A 5,056-nucleotide genomic window follows, 5' to 3' on the forward strand; every position below is an offset into this window, starting at 1 on the left:
GCGACGACCTCGTCCGGGTTGACGCCCTTGTTGGCCTCCTGGCCGCCGGTCAGCTCCTTGACGAGCTCGGCGACGGCCGGCATGCGCGGCGAGCGGGTGGCGCGCCGGGCCGAGCTGACGGGCGCGCTGCGCGCGGCCGCCCGGCGCGCGGCGGGGCCGTACGCCGGGAGCTGGGGGCGGGTGGCGGCCGTCCTCGACGACAGCTTCTCCTCCTCCGGTTCGGCGGTGAAGCGGCGCCGGCCGCTGGCCGTGGCCCTCGGCTCCCACTTCCTCCTGGAGGCCCTGGCGTCCCCGGGGGCGTACACCCCGCTGTGGACGTCGGGCCGGGACGATCCCCTGCTCGTCCACCCCTATGGGCCGACCCCGCTGGGCCTGCGGGTCCTGGACGCCCTGGAGACCGGTCCCGAGCGCCTGGTGATCGTCTCGGACGGCTGGGACAACGCCCCGCCGGGGCTCGCGGGCGAGGTGCTGCGGGTGTGGCGCACGCGCCTCGATCCGGAGCGGCGGACGAGCGTGGTGCACCTGAACCCCGTATACGACGCCGAGGGCTTCGACGTGCGCCGGCTCGCCCCGAGCGTGCCGACGGCCGGGATCCGGGACGCGGAGGATCTGGCGGCCCTGGTGGAGATCGCGCAGTTCGCGGAGGGGCGGACGGGCTTCGCGGAGCTGCGGGCCTATCTGGACCGGAGGGTGGAGACGTTCCTGAAGGGGGCGGAGGGGTGACCCGGATCGATCTGACCGGGCTCGGCGTGCGGCCCGCGCAGGTGTGGGGCGGGGTGCGGCTCGTGCCGCTCGTGCGGGACGAGCCGGTGCCGGGGCTGCGGCTGCGCCGGGAGGTGTACGAGGGGTGGGGCGGGGCCTCCGTCGAGCTCGGCGACCGCACCTCGTACACCTCGTACGTCCCGCACGGTTTCGTCGCCGACTGGACCGGGACGGGGGCGGAGTCCGCCGTGTACGGGTCGCGGCTCGGCGGCGAGACGGTGCCGGGGTGCGTGCCCGTGCGGCGGCTCCACCGGATGGCCAAGCGCCGGCGCGGCAAGGACGGGCGCGTCGAGCGGCGGCTGCGGTTCCTGCCGCTGCACCTCGCCCTGGAGGGGTACCTCGCGCTGCACTTCGGGGGGCCTTCCGTGGTGTGGGACGACTGGTCCCGGGAGGCGCTGCGGCGCGGTCTCTCGCCGCGCGCGGAGGCGGCGTACGCGGGGTGGGCGGTGCCGGGGCTCGCGGAGGCGCTGCGGGTCTTCGAGCTGCATCCGGGCCAGTGCGGGCTGCTCCTGTACGTGGCGGACGCGCTGGCCGCGGCGTTCGTGGTGCCGCACCCGGACGACTACCGGCTGCTGCACCCGACGCTGGTCGAGGACCTGTACGGGGAGCTGGTCCACCAGTACGCGCACTACGGCGCCCCGGTGCCCGAGTTCACGGCGCGGATCCGGGACGGGGCCGGCGGCATCCGCGGCCTCGCCGACCTGCGGGCGGCGGCGCGGGAGCAGGAGCGGTCCTGGGCGGCGGCGCACGACGGGTTGATGGCGCGCGACCTGCTTCAGACCCCGTACTCCTTCGAACGGGTCCACCGGATGGGCGGGTTCGGCCTGTACCGGTTCCTCCCGCCGTTCGAGCGGGGCGGACGGGAGCAGCACATCGGCGAGGTGATCACCGACCGGAAGGGGCGGGCGGCCTATCTGAAGACCTTCCGGCTCTCCGAGAACCAGATCCGGAAGGGATACCTCCTGAACCGGCTCGCGGACTGCGACTGGCACCTCGGCCGGACCGCGGAGGCGCTCGGGACCTCGTACGCCGAGCTGGTCCGGCGGGTGCGGGGCGCGGGCCTCGGCGGGCTCCTCGACGCCCACGTCGTCGCACGGCGGCTGCGCGAAGATCAGGAAAGCTGAGTAACACGGGGTTCACATTCGGGCAACCGACGGGAAATCCCGTGTTGCGAAGCTGCGGTCGAACACACGCCGCGCAGTCAGCGCGGTGACCGCAGCTTCTCGCAGTGCCGCGAGCCGCAGCGGACCCCCGCAGCAGCACGCCAAAGGATGAGACCCGTGACCTTCAAGGCTGAGTACATCTGGATCGACGGCACCGAGCCGACCGCGAAGCTTCGCTCCAAGACGAAGATCATCGCGGGTGAGGGCCTCGCCCTGGAGGAGCTGCCGATCTGGGGCTTCGACGGTTCCAGCACGAACCAGGCCGAGGGCCACGCCTCGGACCGCGTCCTCAAGCCGGTCTTCTCCTGCCCGGACCCGATCCGCGGCGGCAACGACATCCTGGTGCTGTGCGAGGTCCTCAACACGGACATGACGCCGCACTCCTCCAACACCCGCGCCGCGCTGGCCGAGGTCGCCACGCGTTACGCCGCGCAGGAGTCGATCTTCGGCATCGAGCAGGAGTACACCTTCTTCGAGGGCACCCGTCCGCTCGGCTTCCCGGTGAACGGCTTCCCGGCCCCGCAGGGCGGCTACTACTGCGGCGTCGGCGTGGACGAGATCCACGGCCGCCCGATCGTCGAGGCGCACCTGGAGAACTGCCTCAAGGCCGGTCTCGGCATCTCCGGCATCAACGCCGAGGTCATGCCCGGTCAGTGGGAGTTCCAGGTCGGCCCGCTGGCCCCGCTGGAGGTCTCGGACCAGCTGTGGGTCGCCCGCTGGCTGCTCTACCGCACGGCCGAGGACTTCAACGTCTCCGCGACGCTCGACCCGAAGCCGGTGAAGGGCGACTGGAACGGCGCGGGCGCGCACACCAACTTCTCCACCAAGGCGATGCGCGAGGGCTACGACGCGATCATCACCGCGTGCGAGGCGCTCGGCGAGGGCTCGAAGCCGCTCGACCACGTCAAGAACTACGGCGCCGGCATCGACGAGCGCCTGACGGGCCTGCACGAGACCGCCCCGTGGGACGAGTACTCCTACGGCGTCTCGGACCGCGGCGCCTCGGTCCGCATCCCGTGGCAGGTCGAGCAGGACCGGAAGGGCTACATCGAGGACCGCCGCCCGAACGCGAACGTGGACCCGTACGTGGTGACCCGCCTCATCGTGGACACCTGCTGCGAGGCCCTGGAGAAGGCCGGCCAGGTCTGATCCGCACCCGCTCGGAGGGGCGCCCACCGTTTCACACGGTGGGCGCCCTTTTCGTCATGTGGGACGGGCATGTGGGACGCACGACACGGCGGATGGCCGTCGAGGGGGTCGTCGTCGGCATTCCCTTCTGGTTCAATAGGGATATGGCCATCATGCAGAACGACACCGCGACGGGTCGCCACGACCTCGAGCCGTTCTGGCCTTCCCGTCAGCACCACGACTTCGACCGGTGCTGTCGACGCGTGAGGAACGCGTCGGCCCTCTAACGCCCCGATCGGTACGGTCCGATCCCGGCCTTCGGCCCACGCGCACGACGTACGAGACCTCTCCGTCCGTTCCCCGCGCGAAAGAGCTGACCTGCCATGGCCCACACCCAGACCGCCTCCCTCACCGCCGTCCGTCCCGGCCGGCACCGACTGCGCGCCGTCGACCCCCACGAGGTCGTCGACCTCTCCCAGGTGGCGAACTTCCTGCCGCCCGGCGCCACCCTGCTGCCCGCGCCCCAGCACGCGCTGCCGACGCTGCCGGGACGTCCGCCGATGGTCGGGTACCTCGTCCTCGTCCCGGCCGACCAGCAGCCGCACCTGTCCGCGGCCCCCGCTCCCGCCTCCGCCCCGGATCCCGTCGCGGCGGAGGGGCAGGGGCCGGTGACCATCGACGGCGTCCAGCGGATCGCCTTCGTCGACGGGGAGGCGCTCGACCTGACGTACCTCGAATTCGAGCTGCTCGCCCACCTGGTGGCGCACCCTCACCGGGTGCACACGCGCGACCAGTTGGTCACGACGGTGTGGGGCTACGGACACGTGGGCGACGGCCGGACGGTCGACGTCCACGTGGCCCGGCTGCGCCGCAAGCTGGGCGCCGAGCACCGCCACACGATCCAGACCGTGCGGCGGGTCGGCTACAAGTACACGCCCTGAGCCGGGCGTTCGAGGCCCTGCCCCGAACCGTTCCTCCCCTGGCGGAATCCTCCCGGAGCGGAACTCCCTGGCCCCGGCCGCGCCCGCCGGGCAGGCTCGGACCATGAGACTGCTGATGCTCGGAGGTACGGAGTTCGTCGGCCGCGCGATCGTCGAGGACGCGCTCGAACGGGGCTGGGAGGTGACGGTCTTCCACCGGGGCCGGCACGCGGTTCCGGCGGGGGCCGCGTCGCTGATCGGGGACCGCACGGCCCCCGACGGCCTCGCCGCGCTCGCCACCGGTTCCTGGGACGCCGTCGTGGACACCTGGTCGGCCGCGCCCTCGGCGGTCCGGGACGCGGCCCGGCTGCTCGCGGACCGGGCGGGGCGCTACGCGTACGTGTCGAGCCGCTCCGTGTACGCCTGGCCGCCCGCAGCCGGCCTCACGGAGGACGGCCCGTTGGTGGAGGGCTCCCCGGACGACGGGGACGTGCCCTACCCGGAGTCCAAGCGGGGCGGCGAGCTCGCCGCCACCGCCGCCTTCGGGCCCGACCGGACGCTGCTCGTCCGGGCGGGCCTGATCCTCGGCCCGTACGAGAACGTGGGCCGGCTCCCCTGGTGGCTGGGCCGGATCGCACGCGGCGGCTCCGTCCTCGCCCCCGGGCCGCGGGCGATGCCGATCCAGTACATCGACGTCCGCGACCTCGCCGCGTGGACGCTGGACGCGGTGGCGGCCGGGCTCTCGGGGCCGTACAACCTGGTCTCGCCGCCCGGGCACACGACGATGGGCGGGCTCCTCGAAGCCTGCGTACGGACGACCGGGTCCGACGCCGAGCTGCGCTGGACGGAGCCGGAGGCGCTGCTCGCGGCCGGGGCGGCGCCCTGGACGGAGCTGCCGGTGTGGCTGCCGCCGGGCGAGATGTACGACGCGATGCACACCGCCGACGTCTCCCGGGCGCTCGCGACCGGGCTGCGCTGCCGCCCGGTGGCCGAGATGAACATGGCGGAGGTGTCGATCTGCTACGGCATGACCGAGACCTCGCCCGTCTCCACCCAGACCCGCCGCGACGACGACCTGGAGCG

5 protein-coding genes and 1 pseudogene are annotated in these 5,056 nt (G+C 73.4%); 5 read left to right on the forward strand and 1 reads right to left on the reverse strand.

All coding sequences use genetic code 11. The features are described 5' to 3' along the window. A partial coding sequence (locus ABZ318_RS38945) for an Hsp70 family protein (RefSeq protein ID WP_356907150.1) occupies window positions 1–83 on the reverse strand: 83 nt, incomplete at its 3' end. A 7-nt stretch (window positions 84–90) separates the two neighbouring features. Here ABZ318_RS38945 and ABZ318_RS38950 point away from each other — a divergent pair. From ABZ318_RS38950 to ABZ318_RS38970, 5 genes and pseudogenes are all read left to right on the forward strand, one after another. Next, a pseudogene (locus ABZ318_RS38950) lies at window positions 91–723 on the forward strand (hypothetical protein); the annotation flags it as partial. Beyond that, window positions 720–1,886: a hypothetical protein gene (locus tag ABZ318_RS38955; protein WP_356907146.1), complete on the forward strand. Its 1,167-nt coding sequence runs from the start codon at window positions 720–722 to the stop codon at window positions 1,884–1,886. The pseudogene ABZ318_RS38950 and the gene ABZ318_RS38955, both read left to right, overlap by 4 nt. A gap of 156 nt (window positions 1,887–2,042) precedes the next feature. Continuing rightward, window positions 2,043–3,074, forward strand: a complete 1,032-nt coding sequence (glnII, locus tag ABZ318_RS38960; protein ID WP_356907147.1) for a glutamine synthetase — start codon at window positions 2,043–2,045, stop codon at window positions 3,072–3,074. A gap of 362 nt (window positions 3,075–3,436) precedes the next feature. Further along, window positions 3,437–3,994 (forward strand): winged helix-turn-helix domain-containing protein, encoded by a 558-nt coding sequence (locus tag ABZ318_RS38965; protein WP_356907148.1) that lies wholly within the window; start codon window positions 3,437–3,439, stop codon window positions 3,992–3,994. A 103-nt stretch (window positions 3,995–4,097) separates the two neighbouring features. Next, window positions 4,098–5,056, forward strand: a 959-nt coding sequence (locus ABZ318_RS38970) for an NAD-dependent epimerase/dehydratase family protein (RefSeq protein ID WP_356907149.1), incomplete at its 3' end; no start/stop codon positions are given.

It is taken from the genome of Streptomyces sp. NPDC006197 (assembly GCF_040613865.1).
Lineage (GTDB): Bacteria > Actinomycetota > Actinomycetes > Streptomycetales > Streptomycetaceae > Streptomyces.